The 17,283-nt window shown below is 67.5% G+C and carries 15 protein-coding genes; 5 read left to right on the top strand and 10 right to left on the bottom strand.

The genetic code is table 11. From position 1 onward, the window contains the following. Positions 1–189 precede the first annotated feature (189 nt). Positions 190–2,157 (bottom strand): site-specific recombinase, encoded by a 1,968-nt coding sequence (locus A4F85_RS20530; RefSeq protein WP_012202652.1) that lies wholly within the window; start codon positions 2,155–2,157, stop codon positions 190–192. Between the two features lie 52 nt (positions 2,158–2,209). Beyond that, a complete protein-coding gene (gene apaG / locus A4F85_RS20525; protein WP_034389582.1) occupies positions 2,210–2,617 on the bottom strand; it encodes a Co2+/Mg2+ efflux protein ApaG in 408 nt (135 codons plus the stop codon). Positions 2,618–2,733: 116 nt separating this feature from the next. Here apaG and rpe point away from each other — a divergent pair, with 116 nt between their 5' ends. Then, positions 2,734–3,417 (top strand): ribulose-phosphate 3-epimerase, encoded by a 684-nt coding sequence (rpe, locus tag A4F85_RS20520; RefSeq protein WP_012202654.1) that lies wholly within the window; start codon positions 2,734–2,736, stop codon positions 3,415–3,417. A gap of 67 nt (positions 3,418–3,484) precedes the next feature. On the opposite strand, the gene A4F85_RS20515 is transcribed toward rpe, so the two are convergent. Both A4F85_RS20515 and A4F85_RS20510 read right to left on the bottom strand, forming a co-directional pair. After that, positions 3,485–3,772: a CzcE family metal-binding protein gene (locus tag A4F85_RS20515; RefSeq protein WP_224986389.1), complete on the bottom strand. Its 288-nt coding sequence runs from the start codon at positions 3,770–3,772 to the stop codon at positions 3,485–3,487. A 198-nt stretch (positions 3,773–3,970) separates the two neighbouring features. After that, on the bottom strand, positions 3,971–5,017 hold the full coding sequence (locus tag A4F85_RS20510; protein WP_013804713.1) for a porin: 1,047 nt from the start codon (positions 5,015–5,017) through the stop codon (positions 3,971–3,973). Between the two features lie 482 nt (positions 5,018–5,499). Between A4F85_RS20510 and A4F85_RS20505 the strand changes: the two genes are divergently transcribed. Then, on the top strand, positions 5,500–6,918 hold the full coding sequence (locus tag A4F85_RS20505; RefSeq protein WP_231890585.1) for a hypothetical protein: 1,419 nt from the start codon (positions 5,500–5,502) through the stop codon (positions 6,916–6,918). A 33-nt stretch (positions 6,919–6,951) separates the two neighbouring features. Further along, a complete protein-coding gene (locus A4F85_RS20500) occupies positions 6,952–7,638 on the top strand; it encodes a winged helix-turn-helix domain-containing protein (RefSeq protein WP_063327589.1) in 687 nt (228 codons plus the stop codon). Positions 7,639–7,716: 78 nt separating this feature from the next. Here A4F85_RS20500 and A4F85_RS20495 read toward each other — a convergent pair whose 3' ends face one another. The 6 genes from A4F85_RS20495 to A4F85_RS20470 form a co-directional block, all read right to left on the bottom strand. Beyond that, a complete protein-coding gene (locus tag A4F85_RS20495; protein WP_063327588.1) occupies positions 7,717–8,724 on the bottom strand; it encodes a transketolase family protein in 1,008 nt (335 codons plus the stop codon). After that, entirely contained in the window at positions 8,721–9,581 is an 861-nt protein-coding gene (locus A4F85_RS20490) for a transketolase (RefSeq protein WP_063327587.1), read from the bottom strand. Before A4F85_RS20490 ends, A4F85_RS20495 begins: the two co-directional genes overlap by 4 nt. Positions 9,582–9,614: 33 nt before the next feature. Then, the gene (locus tag A4F85_RS20485) at positions 9,615–10,874 is read right to left on the bottom strand and encodes a TRAP transporter large permease (RefSeq protein WP_017406354.1); all 1,260 of its coding nucleotides are present in this window, start codon (positions 10,872–10,874) and stop codon (positions 9,615–9,617) included. A 13-nt stretch (positions 10,875–10,887) separates the two neighbouring features. After that, on the bottom strand, positions 10,888–11,442 hold the full coding sequence (locus A4F85_RS20480; RefSeq protein WP_063327586.1) for a TRAP transporter small permease: 555 nt from the start codon (positions 11,440–11,442) through the stop codon (positions 10,888–10,890). A 17-nt stretch (positions 11,443–11,459) separates the two neighbouring features. Continuing rightward, a complete protein-coding gene (locus A4F85_RS20475) occupies positions 11,460–12,446 on the bottom strand; it encodes a TRAP transporter substrate-binding protein (RefSeq protein ID WP_063328045.1) in 987 nt (328 codons plus the stop codon). A gap of 62 nt (positions 12,447–12,508) precedes the next feature. Continuing rightward, on the bottom strand, positions 12,509–13,258 hold the full coding sequence (locus A4F85_RS20470) for an SDR family NAD(P)-dependent oxidoreductase (protein WP_063327585.1): 750 nt from the start codon (positions 13,256–13,258) through the stop codon (positions 12,509–12,511). A 172-nt stretch (positions 13,259–13,430) separates the two neighbouring features. Between A4F85_RS20470 and A4F85_RS20465 the strand changes: the two genes are divergently transcribed. Next, positions 13,431–14,345, top strand: a complete 915-nt coding sequence (locus A4F85_RS20465) for a LysR substrate-binding domain-containing protein (RefSeq protein ID WP_063327584.1) — start codon at positions 13,431–13,433, stop codon at positions 14,343–14,345. A 255-nt stretch (positions 14,346–14,600) separates the two neighbouring features. Beyond that, complete coding sequence (locus A4F85_RS20460; protein ID WP_231890584.1) at positions 14,601–17,246, top strand: putative bifunctional diguanylate cyclase/phosphodiesterase; 2,646 nt, start codon at positions 14,601–14,603, stop codon at positions 17,244–17,246. The last annotated feature ends 37 nt before the right edge of the window (positions 17,247–17,283 follow it).

The raw sequence follows: 17,283 nt of genomic DNA, 5'->3' as shown, positions 1-17,283 counted from the left end.
CCTTTGCGCGAGCCAGTGGCCCGCAAGCGAAGCTCCGCAGAGCCTTCCCTGCGGCGCGGGCAAGCCCGCGTCCCGTGCGCATGGCACGGGGACACTTCGTTGGCGATCCACTGGCGTGACTGCCGGGCTGCAAGGCCGGGCGGGCACGCCAGCACGTGGGTTCCGCGTGGTTCCCGAGGTCCCGCAGGCTCAGGGGCGGAAGAAACTCAGCGGCGCTGTGCGCAGACGGCGGCGGATGGCCGAATAGATGCGCGAGCGGTCGACTCCGCTGACATTGTGTGCCCTCATCGCAACGCGGAATGCCAGATAAAAGCTGACAGTGACATTCAACGCGCCATTGACCGGCAGTAGGGCAACCGCCCACCAGAACATGTCGGAGTGCAGCACCTGCCAGCCCAGGGCCGCCATGGCGGCACCGATCTGGCCTGCCGACAGCGTGACGTGGCGCACCTCCAGCCCCAGGCCGAAGAAGGCAGCGAACGCGGGCACCAGGCCCAGCATCATGCCCAGCGAGACGTTGGCGGCAAAGCCCGAAATGTTCTTGCGCCAGAAATGCGCCCAGCGGTCGGCGCGCTTGGCGCCCAGCCAGCGCGTGATGCCGGGGTTGTAGCGGATCACCGAGTCCAGCCGGCGCAGCACGAACCAGTTCTCGGCCCAGCCCGCGATCAGGCTGCTGGCGAACAGCAGCACGCCCGTGAAGGCCGCGAACAGCGGCGACATGCCCAGCAGACTCAACGAGTCGAGCACGGCAATCGCATGCGGCCCGTCGATGGGCGTGTGGCCGAACAGCTGGGCATAGCCCAGCGACAGCAGCAGCACCATGGGCAGCACCACCAGCACGTTGCCCAGCACGGCCGCCACCTGCGAGCGCACCAGGTGGGCGACCTCGTCCACGAACTCTTCGATGGCCTCGCTGGCGCGCAGGTCCTTGAGCTTGGCGGCCATGGCCGGTGCCGTCATGGCCGGCTGCTTGGTCGCCACCGTGAAGTGCAGCAGCTGGATCAGCACAAAGCTGATGGAGTAGTTGATGCCCGCCGCCAGCCCGCCCCAGAACGCCGACAGCCCCAGCGCGTAGAGCGCGAACTTCAGCAGCGTGGTGAAGGCCATCACAAAGCCGCCGCCGGCGGCCTTGGTCGCCATGGACAGGTATTCGCGGCCGGTGCGCGTGATGTAGTGCTCGCCCGTCTCGGCGCTGCGCTCGGCCACCTTGGCCGCCAGCAGCGAGGTGTTGGTGGACAGCAGCGCGCGCAGGCTGCGCCGCTCAATGCCCACGGACACCAGGTTGGCCAGCAGGTCGGCCGTCTCGGTGGCGCGGTTGTCGGCCACCAGGCAGTCCAGCAGCCGCCTGACGCGCAGGATGCGCGCGCGCAGCTGGCGCAGGCGGAACACCAGGCCCACCGAAATCCCTTCGGACTCGAAATGGGTGTAGACCGATGTCACGGCCGCGCGGCAGGCATCCAGGCGCTCGCGCAGCCGGGCCTCGGCCGCATCGCGCCGGTCATTGGTGCGCAGCGCGTGCATCACCTCCACGCGCAGGCTCTCGGCGTCGTGGATCAGGGCGTGGAAGGGCTGGTCGTCGCGCGCCTGCTCGTCCATGCGCAGGCGCAGTTCGGGCGAAAAGCCCGTGGACAGGATCTGCCCCGTGCAATAGGTGATGGAGCCCAGCAGGCTGTTCTGCCAGAAGCTGCTGCCCTGGCCCTCGCTGCCATCGGTCAGCAGCAGTGCGATGCGTTCGAGCAGCGGCGCCTCCAGCGCGTGCAGCCAGCGCGCGTCGAATTCGTCGGGCATGGCCAGCATGAACAGCTCGGAGGCATCCACCGTCTCGGGCGTGCTGGGCAGCAGCTTGTAGCGTGCGCGCTCGGACAGCTCGCTGAACATGTTGGTGCGCGGCGCAAAGCCGAAATCGGCCAGCAGCGCCGTGATGTCCACGGTGTCGATGAAGCGCAGCCACCAGGCATGCAGGCGCTGGCGCACGGCCGGGTCGGCCTCCACGGCCTCCACCAGCAACTGCACACGCTGCACGGCGCCGTCCACCGACGGCTTGGGCGCGCGCACCCACTCCAGCAGGTGGATCAGCCAGATATGGCGGTGCGCGAGGTCGGCCTCGGGGTCGAGTGCGGCCAGAAGGCCGGGCAGGTCTTGGGTGATTCGCTTCATGTAGGGGTCTTGCGGCAGGGCGGAAGACTAGCGCCTCCCCCGAGGAACGCGCTCAGTGCAGCACGCGGTTGTCAGGGTCTGGAAAGCTGTCGCCGCCGGCACCGGATATCAGCTGGAATCGCGGAATGCTGCACTCGAAGACCTCGCCCTCGTGGCTGATGCACAGATAGCTGCCCTGCATGCTGCCGTTGGGCGTGCGCAGCTGGCAGCCGCTGGTGTACTCGAAGGTCTCGCCAGGCTGCAGCAGCGGCTGGCGGCCGATCACCCCCAGGCCCTTGACCTCTTCGACATGGCCCAGTTCGTTGGTGATGATCCAGTGGCGCGCGATCAACTGGCCCGGCACCTGGCCGGTATTGGTCACGGTGATCGTGTAGGAGAAGGCGTATACGCCCGCCGCTGGAGCGGATTGCTCTGGCAAAAAGGCGGGGCGGACCTGGACCTGGAACTCGTTCATGGGCATGGCGGCAATGGTAACTACCCGCAATGTACCGGCTTGCGAACGTCCCCACGCGCCGCCGCCCATGGCTTTGTGCCGTCGCTGGTGCCGGCATGGGCTAGCTGCGACAATCGCAGGCCATGAGCCCCACCTACCGCATCGCCCCCTCCATCCTGTCTGCCGACTTCGCCCGTCTGGGTGACGAGGTCAAGAATGTGATCGCCTCCGGCGCCGACTGGATCCACTTCGACGTGATGGACAACCACTACGTGCCCAACCTCACGTTCGGTCCCATGATCTGCGAGGCCCTGAAGCCCCATGCGAAGACGCCCGACGGCCAGCCCGTGCCCATCGACGTGCACCTGATGGTCTCGCCCGTGGACGAACTGGCCACGGCCTTCGCCAAGGCCGGCGCCGACTACATCAGCTTCCACCCCGATGCCACGGCCCACGTGCACCGCAGCATCCAGAACATCCGCGCCCAGGGCGCCAAGCCCGGCCTGGTGTTCAACCCCGCCGCCCCGCTGGACGTGCTGGACTGGGTCATCGACGACATCGACCTCATCTTGCTGATGAGCGTGAACCCCGGCTTCGGCGGCCAGAGCTTCATCGACAGCACGCTGCGCAAGATCGAGGCCGCGCGCAAGCGCATCGAGGCCAGCGGCCGCGACATCCGCCTGGAAGTGGACGGCGGCATCAAGGAAACCAACATCCGCCGCGTGGCCGATGCCGGTGCCGACACCTTCGTGGCGGGCAGCGCCATCTTCGGCAAGCCTGACTACAAGGCCGTGATCGACGCCATGCGCGGCGCCCTGGCCGCCTGAGCTTCGGCCTGCCTCCAGCAAAAAAGGGCCCGCGAATTGCGGGCCCTTTTCGTTGCCAACGGCGCTTTCAGCCGCCCAGCTCATGCTCTCCGGGCATGACGAAGATGCTCTTGCCCTGCGTGTCGAAACCGGGCGGCGCAAAGCGCGCCACCGGGACGTGGTTGTGCTGGATGGAGCTGACCTTCCACGCGAATGTGCGGCCCTGGCTGGTGAAGTTCACGGTTTCGCCGCAGGCGATATTGATGGGCGCTTTCTGCGATAGATCGACAGTACGGTAGACGCCCGCAGGCGCGGGCGATCCGTAATAGGATTTGCCGTTTGCAAAGCGTTCTGCATGGGCCGGCAATGCAGCCATGACGATTGCTGCGGTGCCCAATATGAATATGGATTTCATTGAATATGCCTCCGAAATAGGGCGGATACATGGGCGGATTCATGAAATCCGCCATGAACTGTATTCAGTCCATGGCGGAGACTGTAGAGTCATCGGCTTCTATATATCCGGGCAGCCGGATGACATTTCAGCCATATTGCCGCAAATGCGTGGAAATCTTCAGAAACTATGGCGCATGCCGAGTTCAGCGCCTGTGGAGCTGCCGCCCGCAGCCAATCCGGTGGTGCCGCCATTGAGGCTGAAATTGGCCCCGCCCTTGTTGGTCACGCGTGCAAGGGTTCCGTACAGCGCCGTGCGCCGCGACAGGTTGTGCACATAGCCGATCGCATACCTGTTGGCATCGCTGCCATTGAAGGCCACCGGGCCACGGCGCGAATCGGTGCGCACATAGGAGGCGCGGATGTAGTTCGCCCCCACGGGCACGGTAAGTCCGACCTGCCAGCGGTCCTCGGAGCCCGCGATGCGGGTTCCATAGGTGCCATAGGGCAGGTCCTCGCGCTGGAAATACCCCATCAGCTTGGCAAAGCCGAAATCGTAGGAGGCGCCTGCGCCGTATTGCTTGAGCTTGGTGCCCGCAGCATTCACATCGGTCGAGCCATAGGTGAGCGCCAGGTTCAGAGGACCGTTGTCGTAGGTCAGGCGGCTGCCGAAATGGCGGCCGGCGCTGCTCACGGGGTCTTCGTCCAGGGCATACATCACTTCTGCCTGGAAACCGCTCCATTTGGGAGTGAAGTACTGGATGGCGTTGTCGCTGCGGTAGTAGTTCGAGAAGGTGCCAGGCAGGCGGCTGATGATGTTGGAGTTTGCCAGGCCGATCACGTTGAACGGGTCGAACTTGGTGGGATTTTGCGCGGCCGGCGTGAAATCGCGGCCCAGGCGCAGCTCGCCGAAGCCGCCCGCCAAGCTCACCGTGGAGCGGCGCTGGAAGAACTTGCCATTGGCGTTTGTCGTGCCGGTGTCGGCATAGAGGTCTGACTCCAGCCAGAACTCGGCCCTCAATCCGCCGCCCAGATCCTCGGTGCCGCGAAAGCCAAACCGGCCCGATGACAGCCCGCTGTTGTTCATGGTCATGTTGCTGGGCAGATCGCTGTTCTTCACGTAGCGCCCATTGACGTCAACGATGCCGAACAGGGTGATGGATGACTGCGCGCTGGCCGCCAGCGAAATGACGGGCAGTGCGGCCGCCAATATACGATTGAATTTCATGCCTGGTCCTTGTATTGAATGTGGATTCCATGCGCATCCATTTCAAAACGGATGCTGTTGTAAATACTAGAATTCACAGGACGGCGCCAGGAGTCTTGAAAAGGAATCGACGGGGGGTGGCAAGCCAATCACAGGTTTTTAGGGCTCAACATGTTCCGTCCGGCCAACACCAATGGATTGCAATTCCATTCATGGCAGTTATCTTTCTTCAATATGTCTTGAATGTCACTTTTCTGTTGGGTAGATGGATTCTGGAGATTGATAGCATCCCGTGGGTTGAATCCGGTAAAGAAGAAAAAATCAATTCGTATCGGGTTGTTGATACGGCTGTGAGCGGGTATCGCAAGATAGGAGGGGACAGAAAAATGCGGCGCGAGGATGTCAAGCTGAGGATGCTGGCCAGGCGAGGGGACACGGGTGCCAGGCTTCAGCTCGGGGAGGCGTATCTGACCGGGGGACCCGGCGTTTCCAGGAGCATCCCGGTGGGGTTGGAGTATCTGCAGGCCGCACTGCCTCAGGTCAGGCGCCAGGCCTCGGTCTGCATAGCCTTGCATCTGCCGCTCAGGGAGTTGCTGGAGCACGGGCTGCTGGAGACCCTGAGGATCGCGGCGGAGTATGAGGATGTCGGGCGCCAGAAGCTTGCCGCATGGCATCTCATCCGGGGGGAGCTCGATCTGGCGCTGGAGTGCCTTGGCAAGTGCAGCGCCGCCCTGCCAAGCCATCTGGCAAGCAGCGTGTCTGCGCACACATCCGGCGAGCTGCTGCAGGCGTTGCAGATCCTGCGCGCCATACAGCCGCTGGACATTGCCGAAGTCATGGCCTGCGAGGCCCGGCAGGCCATGGCCAAGGGCCAGTCGCACCGCGCCGTGCGGATGCTGGAGCTCCTGCGCGACCTGCCTCATGCCGCTCATGGCCCGGTCATGCAGCAGCTGATTGCCGACCTGGTCCACCAGGCGGAGGTGGCGGGCCATGGCCTGGGACGGCTGACCGTGGGCTGTATCGAAGCCAGCCTGGACCGATGCGCCGCCAATGGCGACGTGCGCGCCTGCCACGTGCTTGGACGGGCGCTTTCGGGGCTGCCCTGTGCACACCTGGCTCCCGAAAACCTCGTGAATGCGCAGAACCTGCGCAAGGCCGCAGCCCTGCTGCTGCGCGCTGCCGATGGCGGCATCGTCACCGCCTGGCTGCACCTGTTCCGCATCTGCTCCGACTACCGCAGCTCGGTGGCCAATCCCACCCTGGCACGCTTTTGCCTGGAGAAGGCGGCACGTCACGGGCTGCCCGAGGCCGAGCGCCGTCTGGGTGCACTGGTGCTGCGTGATGCCACGCACATCGAACCCATGGAACAGGGCGTGGCCCTGCTCCATGCTGCAGCGGCCAAGGGGGACGTGCTGGCCGGGCTGCTGCTGCGTTCCTTGCTGCTGCCCGTGGGCGGAGACAACGAGGAGGAGGCCCTCGCGGCCATCGAGGCGGTACAGCCAGATGCCCCGCTGCTGGCCATGCGCCTGCGCCTGGCGCGCGTGTTCGGGCTCACCAAGCTGGAGGCGCTGTCGGTCAATCCCTCGACCGCCATGCGTCCCTGGGGGCTGGTGGTGGGCCACAACCCCCTGGTGGCCAAGGCCCGGCTGTGCGAGCCCCGTGCCGTGCCCGCGACCACGCCCGATGCCCAGCGCTGCCTGGAGCAGGCCGCGTCCATGTTCTCGGCGCAGCACGGGGAATCCCTGGCGCCGGAAGGCTCGCTGAGGGCCCGATCCCTGCAGATGCGGCGGCTGTTTCACCGCCTGCAGATCAGTGAAACGGTCTTCTTCGCTTCTGCCTCCTCACAGCAGCGCGATGCCATTCGCATTGGCACGAAATGGGCCAGGCGGCAGCAGCAGATCCTCCGGCAGGTGCTGGCCTGAGCCTCGCCTGTGCCCGCGTGCGAAGGAAAAGACATGAAGATCCTGATCGTGGATGCCCACCCGCCGTCGGCGCAGTACCTGTGCCAGGGCCTGTGCCAGGACGGATTCAACGTCGATGTCGTGCATGACGGTCTGCAGGGCCGCAACCTGGCACTGAGCCGCGCCTACAGCCTGCTCGTGCTGGATCTGGACCTGCCTGGCCAGAGCGGGCGTGCGGTCCTGCAGACCCTGCTCCAGGCGGGCGACACGCCCACCATCGTGGTCACCGCAAACGACAGTCTGGAGGACCAGGTGTTCTGCCTGCAGAACGGCGCCGATGACTACCTGGTCAAACCCGTCAGGTTGCCGGTGTTCCTGGCCCGTGCACGGCTGCGGATGCGAGGCGCGGCCGGCCAGGAGGGCCTGCGCCTGACATTGGCGGATCTGGTGCTGGACCTGTCGAAAAAGCGGGCCGAGCGTGCCGGCCGGCGACTGGACCTGACTCGCCAGGAATTCGCCGTGCTGTGGCTGCTGCTGCAGCGCCAGGGCGATGTGGTCACGCGCGCCGAACTGGTGCAGCAGGTCTGGAGCCTGCCCGTCGATGCGCTGAACAACGTGGTGGATGTGGCGGTGTGCAGGCTGCGCAGCAAGCTCGATGATCCCTATGCGGTCAAGCTGCTGCACACGGTGCGCGGCATGGGCTACTTGCTGGCGTTGCGCGACGGGGATCCCGCCAAGTAGCCCTCATCTGCACTGCACTGCACTGCTTTGCTTTGCTTTGCTTTGCTCTGGAGCGCCCGCTGCCACAACGCCGGGCGTTCAGTCCAGCCACTGCCGGATGCGCCCCGCCAGCGCCTGGGCACTGATGCCGTAGCGCTCATGCAGCGTGGGCAGGGCGCCCGCGTCGAGGAAGGCGTCCGGCAGGCCCGCCAGCCGAAAGCGCGCGGGCCGCACATCGCGCTCCAGCAGGGCGCCGGCCACGGCCTCGCCCAGGCCGCCCACCACCGAATGGTTCTCCGCCACCACCACCAGGCGCGGCCCGCTGGCCACGGCCTGCACGATGGCCTGCACATCCAGCGGCTTGATGGTGGCGCAGTGCAGCACGGCGGCGCCCACGTTGTCGGCGGCCAGCAGCTGTGCGGCCTCCAGCGCGCGCATGGTCATGAAGCCGCTGGAGATGATGAGCACCTCGCGGCCCTCGCGCAACATCTTCGCCTTGCCCAGCTCGAAACGGTAGTCGTACTCGTCCAGCACCAGCGGCACGTTGCCGCGCAGCAGCCGCATGTAGACGGGGCCGCGGTGCGCCGCGATCTGGGGCACGGCCTGGGTGATGTCCAGCGCATCGCAGGGATCGACGATGGTCAGCCCCGGCACGGCCCGCATCATGGCCAGATCGTCCGTGGCCTGGTGGCTGGGGCCGTAGCCCGTGGTCAGGCCGGGCAGGGCGCAGCAGATCTTGACGTCCAGGTTTTCCTCGGCAATCACCTGGTGGATGAAGTCATAGGCCCGGCGCGTGCCGAACACCGCATAGGTGGTGGCAAAGGGCGTTAGCCCCTCCTTGGCCATGCCGCCGGCGGCGGCCATGAGCAACTGCTCGGCCATGCCCATCTGGAAGAAGCGCTCGGGGTGGGCCTGAGCGAACAGGTGCAGGTCGGTGTACTTGGCCAGGTCGGCCGTCATGCCCACCACATCGGGCCGGCTGGCGGCCAGCTCCACCAGGGCCTTGCCGAAGGGCGCGGCCTGCACGCGCTGGCCCTCGGCGGCGATGGAGGCGATCATGGCCGAGGTGGTCGGCCGGGGCTTGGGGGTGGCAAGAGGCATGTTCATGGCAGGGCGGGCTCCAGGGGTTGCGATGCGTCCAGGATGGCGATGGCCTGCTGCCACTCGGGCGGATCGACGCGGATGAAATGGTTCTTCTCGCGCTGCTCCAGGAAGGGCACGCCCTTGCCCATCAGCGTGTCGAACAGGATGACGCGGGGCCGGTCCTCGGCCAGCGCCCGCGCCGCGTCGAAGGCCTGCACCACCTGGGCCAGGTCGTTGCCGTCCACGCGCTGCACATGCCAGCCGAAGGCGGCCCATTTGTCGGCCAGCGGCTCGAAGCCCAGCATGCGCGTGGACGGGCCGTCGGCCTGCTGGTTGTTCACGTCCACCAGGCAGATCAGCCGGTCCAGGCCGTGGTGGGCTGCGGACAGCGCGGCCTCCCAGGTCGAGCCCTCGTCCAGCTCGCCGTCGGACATGGAGTTGTAGACAAAGGCATCGCTGCCCTTGTGGCGCAGCGCCAGCGCCATGCCCACGGCGATCGGCAGGCCCTGGCCCAGCGAGCCGCCCGAAATCTCCATGCCCGGCGTATAGCTGGCCATGCCCGACATGGGCAGGCGGCTGTCATCGCTGCCATAGGTCTGGAGTTCCTCGTCGGACAGGATGCCCGCCTCGGCCAGGGCCGCGTAGAAGGCGATGGCGTAGTGGCCGTGCGAGAGCAGGAAGCGGTCGCGGCCCTCCCACCCGGGCTCATCGGGCCGCAGCCGCAGCGCGTCGCCATAGGCCACGGCCAGCACATCGGCCCAGCCCAGGGCCTGCCCTATGTAGCCCTGGCCCTGCACCTCGCCCATTTGCAGGGCGCGGCGGCGTATGCGCCAGGCACAGGCCGCGAGCCGGTCCAGGCGCTGTTGCAGTTCTTGGTTCATGCATCGTCTCCTCGGGATGGAAGGGCGCGCGGCTCAGCGCAGGATGCTGGCCGGCACATAGGACACCAGCGCCAGCACGGCCAGCGCCACCAGGTAGAAGGGAATCAGCTCGCGCACGGTCTGGCCCACCTTGACCCGGGCCAGCGAACTCGTGATGAACAGCGTCGTGCCCACGGGCGGCGTGTACAGCCCCAGGGCCAGGTTCACGACCATCATGATTCCCAGCTGAGTCATGTCCATGCCGATGCTCTGGGCCAGCGGCACGAACACCGGCGTGAGCAGCAGCACGGCGGCCGGCAGGTCGATGAACATGCCGATGAAGAGCATCAGCAGGTTCATCAGCACGATCACCAGCCAGGCCGAATGCACATGCGACTGCACCCACTGCACGATGCCGTCGGGCATGCGGTCGAAGGTCAGCAGCCAGCCGATGGCCGACGAGGCCATGATCACCAGCAGCACCACGCCCGTGGCCAGGCCCGCATGCACCACCGCATCGTTGAGCCGGCGCCAGCCCAGGTCGCGGTAGATGGCGGCCGACACCAGGCCCGCATACAGCGTGGACAGCACGGCCACCTCGGTGGGCGTGGCGATGCCGAAGCGCAGGAACACGATGATCAGCACCGGCAGCAGCAGGGCCGGGCTGGCGTATAGCAGGTGGCGCCGGAAGGCGGGCCAGGCAAAGGGCGTGGTGTCGCGCGGAAAGCCGCGCCTGCGGCCCACCCACCAGCACACGCCCATGAAGCCCGCGCACATCAGCAGCCCCGGCACGATGCCCGCCACGAACAGCGCCGCAATCGAGGCATTGGCGCTGAGCGCGAACAGGATCATGGGGATCGACGGCGGGATCAGGATGTCGATGGTGGCCGCCGCCGCCAGCGTGGCCGCCGAGAACGCGGGCGGGTAGCCCAGCCGCCTGTGCCACGGGATCATCAGCGAGCCGATGGCCGAGGCATCGGCCACGGCCGAGCCCGACACCCCGCCGAACAGCGTGGACGACATCACCCCCACCTGGGCCGGCCCGCCGTGAAAGCGCCCTATCAGCGCCGACAGCACGCCCACCAGGGCCTCGCCCAGGCGCCCGCCCATCATCAGCGAGCCGGTGAGCATGAAGAACGGAATGGCGATCAGCGGAAAGCTCTGCACCTGGGCCACCATCTGCTGCACCAGCAGGTCCAGCGGCACGCGGTCCGATGTGGCCGCCGCCGCCATGGCGCCCATGAGCAGCGCGTGGGCAATGGGCATGGCGATCACGGCGCCCGCCATGAAGACGAAAAGCATGATGAAGGACATGGACCTGCCCCCTTCACCAGTGCACGGCGGCCACGGGCCGCGCGGGTTCGGCATCGGCACTTGCGGCATCGGCCGCATCTGCAGCCCCTGCGGATGCCCGGCCCCCGCCCGCCACGCAGGCGCGCCAGGCCGACTGCAGGGCCAGCAAGGCCAGCAGCGCCATGCCCACCATCACGCAGCCATAGGTCAGCGAGCCGGGAATGCCCAGGATCTGGCTGCGCTCGTCATGCACGATCTCCAGCATGTTCAGCGTGGACCAGGCCAGCGTGGCGTACAGGGCGGCCACGGCCAGCCAGCCCAGCACGGCCGTGGCGCGCTGCACGCGGGCCGGCAGGGCCTCGACCAGAAAGCTGGTGGTGATGTGGGCACCATGGGCGGCGGCCAGCACCACGCCCGACATCACCAGCCAGGGAAACAGCAGCTCGGGCACCTCGTTGGCCCATTGCAGGCTGGCGCCGCTGGCATAGCGCAGGGCGGTGTTGCACACCAGGATCACGAAGATCACCAGGGTGCTGGTCCACAGCACGGCGCGGCACAGGCCCGTGACCAGGCGTTCGATGAGGTTCATGGATGGCTCCCTGCGCTTCACTGCGCGCCTGCGGCCTTGACGACCTTGGCGATATAGGGGCCCGCAGGGCTGGCCAGCCACTTGTCCTGCACCTTGGCCGTGGCCTGGGCGAAGGCCCGCGCGTCGATGGTGCTGACCTCCACGCCCTTGGCGCGGATGTCGTCCAGCAGCTTGTCGTCGGCCTCGCGCGCCAGCTGGCGCTGGTAGGCCGTGGCCTCCTGCGCAGCCTCGGCCAGCAGCGTGCGGTCGGCGGCCGGCAGCCGGTCCCAGCTGCGCTTGCCCATGATCAGCGGCGTCATCTGGAACATGTGGCCAGTCAGCGTCAGGTGCTTTTGCACCTCGTACAGCTTGCTGGCGTGGAAGTTGGCCAGCGGGTTCTCCTGGCCGTCGACCACGCCCTGCTGCAGGGCCACGTACAGCTCGGCGAACTTGATCTGCTGGGCCTCGGCGCCCAGGGCCTGCATGATGTCCACCAGCACCGCGTCGGGCGGCGTGCGCATCTTCAGGCCCTTGAGATCGTCCACGCTGCGTATGGACCGCTTGCTGTTGGTCATGTGGCGTATGCCGTTGTCCCAGTAGCCCAGCACCACCATGCCCTTGGCGGCCGACCTGTCGGCCAGCTCGCGCCCCAGCGGCCCGTCCAGCACCTGGAAGGCCCGGGCCGGCGTGGCGAACAGAAACGGCATGCCATAAGCCGCGTACTCGGGCACGGCCGCCGCCACCGCGCCCTGGGAATTGGCCGACAGGTCCAGCGCGCCCGTGCGCAGGGCCGTGACCATGGCCGCGTCGTCGCCCAGCTGCGCCGAGGGGGCGACCTGCACCTCGATGCGGCCCGCGCTGCGCGCCTTCACGAGCTCGGCGAACTTCAGCGATGCGAGGTGGCGTGGATTGTCGGGCGCGGCGCCATGGCCCAGCGTGAGCTTGACGGCCTGGGCACAGGCCAGGGCCGGCAGCAGCAGGGCGCAGGCGGCCAGGGCGGCGCGGTGGAAAAGCGTGCGTTGCATGGTCTTGTCTCCTTTGCTTGGGTTGTGCGCGGCCATGCAGGCCATGGCCAGGTGCGCGGGGCTCAGTGGATGAGCATCCCGCCGTTCACATCGAGCGTGATGCCCGTGCAATAGGCGGCCAGGTCGCTGGCCAGGAATACGCAGGCGCCGGCCACATCGTCGGCGCGGCCCAGGCGTGCCAGCGGAATCGTGGCGGAGATCTCGCGCTTGCGTTCGGGGCCGAGCTTGCCCTGGGTGATATCGGTCTCGATCAGGCCCGGCGTGACGCAGTTGATGCGTATGCCATCGCCGCCGAACTCGCGCGCCATGGCGCGGGCCAGCCCCAGCACGCCGGCCTTGGCGGCCGAGTAGTGCGGTCCGCCGAAGATGCCGCCGCCGCGCTGGGCCGAGACGGAGGAGATGCAGACAATGGCGCCCGCTTGCTGCCTGCGCATGGCCGGCAGCACGGCCTGGGACATGTACAGGGTGCCGCGCAGGCTCACGTCGAGCACGCGGTCGTAGTCGGCCCCGCCGATCTCCAGCGTGCCCACGGCCTGCGTGATCCCCGCGTTGTTGACCAGCGCATCGATGTGCCCGAAGGCGCGCAGCACGGCAGCGGCGGCCGCCTCGCACGAGGGCTTGTCCGTCACATCGGCCACCAGCCCCAGGTGCCCGTCGCCCAGCCGCGCGGCCGCGCCGGCCGGATCGGCCCGCTCCAGGTCGAGGATGGCCACGCGGGCCCCCTGGGCGGCCATCTGGCGCGCCGTGGCAAAACCGAGTCCGTTGATCCCTGCGCCGCCGGTGATGATGGCGACCCTGTCCTTGAGCAGCATGTGCCTGTCTCCGCTGTAGTGGTGGTGGATGCAGCGATCTTGGGCTGTCGCGAGCATGAAGACAAACGATGTTTCATCAGCCTAAGATGACGGTTCTTCAGCTCAAGTAAGGGGTCTCCCGGGGTCTTCCGGTGTCTGCCCGTGAGCTGCCCGTGTCCTCGAGGAACTTGCCATGGCATCCATTCCCAGCAGTGCCCACCTGCAGGCCTTCGAGGCCGTGGCGCGCCGGCGCAGCTTCGCGCTGGCGGCCTCCGAGCTGCACCTGACGGCCTCGGCCGTCAGCCACCAGGTGGCCAAGCTGGAGGCGCAGCTGGGCGTGCGCCTGTTCGAGCGCAGCGCGCATGGCGTGCGCCTGAGCCGCCCGGGGCAGGCCTACCTGGAGCGGGTGGGCGGCGCGCTGGCGGCCATCGTCTCGGCCACCGAGGACCTGCGCCACAGCATGAGCAACAGCCTCTACGTGCACTGCGCGCCCAGCATCGCCAGCCTCTGGCTCATGCCCCGGCTGCGGGACTTTGCGCGGGCCTGCCCGCACATTGCGCTGAACCTGTCGGCTGCGCATTCGCACAGCGACTTCGCGCTGGGCCAGGCCGATATCGATATCCGCTACGGCATTGCGCAGTGGCCGGAGCTGGAGGTGGAGCCCCTGTTCGAGGAGCACATCCTGCCGCTGGCCAGCCCCGCCTTCGTGGCCGAGCATGGGCTGCAGCGCGTGCAGCAGTTGCTGCATGTGCCGCTGATCCAGAGCAACGTCAGCATCGTCCAGTGGTCGGACTGGTTCCAGTCGTTCTCGCAGCTGCGCGCGCCAGAGCGCTTTGCCGTGCGTTTCGACCGCGCCCAGATGTCGCTGGACGCGGCCACGCAGGGCCTGGGTGTGGCGCTGGAAAGCGCCATGAATGCGGGCGGCCACATTGCCGACGGCCGGCTGGTGGCCCCCTTCGGCATGGACCGGGCCCTGCGCGTCAAGGCCCACTTTGCCGTCTACCCCGCGCGCAACGCCCGGCGGCCCGCCGTGGCGGCCTTCCTGGCCTGGCTGCATGCCGAGGCCGCCCGCACCGAGCAGCAGCCCTGCCGCCAGAGCCCGGACTGAGCAGGCGGCCAGCCCGGGAAAAGGGCCGCACCGATATTCCTGCCTCCATCGGGAAATGCCTGCGATGCAATTTCTCTATGAATGAGAGAGAGAGCGGCAAATGGTTTTATTGCCCCTGTTTTCGGTGAATGACGACGTGAATGCGGGCAGGGATTGGCAATAATTCCGGACAGCCATACACACAGGGAGTGCCACGCTGAAATGGCCAAATCAGCAAGACGCCGATTTATCGGACTGATCACGGTGAGCTACGGATTGCTCGCATTCGCCTGGATCCTTCTGTCCGACAAGCTGTTGTTCGCATTGGCAGGCAGTGCGGATATCGGCTGGCTTTCCGTCGTCAAAGGGCTGTTCTTTGTGCTGGCCACGGACTTCCTGCTGTTTTTCGCGCTGTGCTCGGTGCCGGCCGGGCAGGGCATCGGCGCCTCCGCCATCGCCCAGGAAATGGGGCCGCGCCGCTTTCCGGTCTGGGCCTCCTATCTGTTTGCCCTGGCCATGAGCCTGGCCGTGCTGGCCGCCAGCAGCACGCTGGCCAGCCATTTCGGTGAACGCTCGCTGCTGCTGCTGTTCATGCTGCCCGTGCTGGTCAGCGCGCTGATCGGCGGCCTGGGGCCGGGCCTGCTGGCCACGGCCTTTGCCGCCTACAGCCTGGACCAGACCGACGGCGTCGCCGTGCGTGACTGGGCGCAGTGGGGCGTGGTGGCCGTCAACGGCCTGGCCGTGAGCGTGCTGGCCGAGACGCTGCAGCGCTCGCTGCGCAAGGCCAACATGCAGCGGCAGCTGCTGGACTCGGTGATCTCCGGCACCTCGGACGCCGTCTTCGTGAAGGACCTGCGCGGGCGCTACCTGCTGGTCAACCGGGCCGCCGCCAGCCTGGTGGGCCGGCAGGCCGAGGACATCGTGGGCAAGGATGACTTCGCGCTCTTTCCCTTCGGCATCGCCAGCGCCATCCGCAGGAAGGACCAGGCTGTGCTGCGCCAGGAGGTGGCCACGCATGAGGAGCAGCTGACGGTGGAGCCGGGCAGGACGCTGGACCTCCTTGTCACCAAGGGCCCGGTGCGCAACACCGCAGGCCACATCGCGGGCCTGTTCGGCATCTCCCGGGACATTACCGAGCGCAAGCGCTTCGAGCGCGAGCTGGCCCAGGCCGCCGTGGTGTTCGACAGCAGCCACCAGGGCATCATGGTGGTCGATCCGGGGCGGCGCATCACGCGCGTCAACCCGGCCTTCACCCGCATCACCGGCTATGCGCCCGAGGACGTGATCGGCAAGACGCCGCGCGTGCTGTCCTCGGGCCTGCACGGCCCGGAGTTCTACCGTCAGATCTGGGCCAGCATCACGCGCGACGGCTTCTGGCACGGTGAAATCTGGAACCGCCGCAAAACGGGCGAGATCTTCGCCGAAATGCTGTCCATCTCCGCCGCGCAGGGCGCCGGTGGCGAGATCGAGCACTACATCGGCGTCTTCACCGACATCAGTCACATCAAGGCCCACGAGGCCGAGCTCGAGCGCGTCACCCACTACGACCTGCTCACCGGCCTGCCCAACCGCCGCCTGCTGATCGAGCGCCTCAACCAGGCCATGCTGCGCACGGCGCGCGAGGGCCGGTCCCTGGCCGTGTGCTTTCTGGACCTGGACGGCTTCAAGGAAATCAACGACCTGCACGGCGCGGCCGCAGGCGATGCCCTGCTGGTGGGCGTGACCGCGCACCTCAAGAGCGTGCTGCGTTCCGAGGACACGCTGGCGCGGCTCGGTGGCGACGAGTTCGTGCTGCTGCTGTCGCACATCGGCTCGGCCGAACACTGCACCACCATCCTCGACCGGGTGCTGGAGGCGGCCAGCCGTCCCGTGCCCGTGCAGGACAGGCTTCTGGCCGTGACCGCCAGCGTGGGCGTCAGCCTCTATCCCGACGACCAGGCCGACCCCGACCTGCTGCTGCGCCATGCCGACCAGGCCATGTGCGTGGCCAAGCAGGCCGGGCGCAACCGCTACCAGCTGTTCGACCCGGAAAACGACCGCAAGGCCCATGCGCGCCGCCTGCAGCTGGGCTGGCTGCGCCAGGCGCTGGAGCAGGGCGAATTCCTGCTGCACTACCAGCCCAAGGTGGAGCTGGGCGGCGGCAGGCTGGTGGGTGCCGAGGCCCTGCTGCGCTGGCACGACCCGCGCCAGGGCCTGCGCGCGCCGGGCGAGTTCCTGCCCTTCATCGCGGGCAGCGACCTGGAGCGGCCGCTGGGCGACTGGGTCATCGGCGAGGCCGTGGCCCAGGCGGCGCGCTGGTTCGGCCAGGGCCTGGACCTGTGCGTGAGCATCAACGTCAGCGCCAACCAGCTGCTGGACGGCGGTTTCCACGCCAAGATGGCCCAGGTGCTGGCCCGCCACCCGGACCTGCCGCCGCACCTGATCGAGCTGGAAATCCTGGAAAGCGCCGCCATTGCCGACATGGAGCAGGCCATCCAGGTGATGGGCCAGTGCCGGCAGCTGGGCATACGCTTTGCGCTGGACGACTTCGGCACCGGCTACTCCTCGCTCACCTACCTGCGCAAGCTGCCCGTGCAGTCGCTCAAGATCGACCAGAGCTTTGTGCGCGACATGCTGGCCGACCCGGACGACCTGGGCATCGTCGAAGGCGTCATCCAGCTGGCCAGCACCTTCCAGCTCGAATCGGTGGCCGAAGGCGTGGAAACGCCCAAGCATGCGCGCCGCCTGCGCGACATGGGCTGCCACGTGGCCCAGGGCTACGGCATCGCCCGGCCCATGCCCGCCGACCAGCTGCCCGCCTGGGCCGCGCGCTGGCAGGCCGGGGAAAACTGGCTGGCGCATGGAACACACGGCACGCACGGCGCTCAAGGCGCTCAGGGCGCTCAGGGCACGCACGATCACCCGCTGCAGTCCGGGACCTGAGTTCCGCAAGACTCCGCTGTCACCAACGGCTTTGCGC

The organism is Delftia sp. GW456-R20 (genome assembly GCF_001622915.1).
Classification (GTDB): domain Bacteria; phylum Pseudomonadota; class Gammaproteobacteria; order Burkholderiales; family Burkholderiaceae_C; genus Comamonas; species Comamonas acidovorans.
This window is presented reverse-complemented; position numbering and strand designations above follow the sequence as displayed.